Consider the following 821-nt stretch of genomic DNA (forward strand, 5'->3'; position numbering starts at 1 on the left):
GCGCCCGTTACTGAACTTGCAGGCAAATTACCGTAACTAACTCCACCTGTTCCATTGGCAATGGCAACTTGTCCGTTGGTTGCGCCAGTTGAATTCAACATGCCAGCCGTAATTGATTTATCGTTTATAGTTGCTTTTACATTTTTTAGTGTTGCACCCGTTCCATCAACAAAAGTAATCTGGTCAGAAGTTAAGTTCCCTGCACCAGTTACATTCGTAGCGTTTACCGTTGGTGTAGCTGCTGTCCATTTGCCTGCAACTGCATCATAAGTTAAAACCTGGTTGGCTGTAGGTGCTGTAGCACTTACTGCTGTACCCTGGATTTTTTCTACCTTGGTTGCATTTGCTGCACCGGTTACATCTCCTGCTAAAGTAAGGGTAGCCAAATCAGCCGAAACCGTATAAGTTGTTACATCATTTGCTGTAGCACTTGCAACAGCAGTACCTGTGCCTGCTGCAACAACAGTTGTTTTTTGTGCGCCTTGAATGGCTGCTTTTAAATCTACAGCGGCGCCTGTGGTGCCGTTAACCGTAGTAGTTAAAGACGTTCCATTTAAAGTATTACTTACCGTAGTTGCGGCTGTTTTGCTTACCCAGCTTCCTTTTCCATCAGCACCAACTACAAAAACATCTCCTATAGTACCTCCATTAACCTGGTTTGCATTTAATAAACCGCCGATATTTTGCAGGCTTAATTTTGATTCGTTTACATCAACGGTAGCTGCTTTCAATAAAGCACCCGCTCCTCCAACAACGGTAATTTTATCCGTAGCTGCAGTTAAATCTTTTCCGTCAGTGGCATTGGTTACCGAAATGGCTTT

1 protein-coding gene is annotated in these 821 nt (G+C 43.7%); it reads right to left on the reverse strand.

Going from position 1 to position 821, the window contains the following annotated elements; genetic code table 11:
- On the reverse strand, positions 1 to 821 hold an 821-nt coding region (locus R2Q77_RS20995; RefSeq protein WP_316805667.1), incomplete at both ends, for a hypothetical protein.

The organism is Pedobacter nototheniae, assembly GCF_032678625.1.
In the GTDB taxonomy this organism is placed as follows: domain Bacteria; phylum Bacteroidota; class Bacteroidia; order Sphingobacteriales; family Sphingobacteriaceae; genus Pedobacter; species Pedobacter nototheniae_A.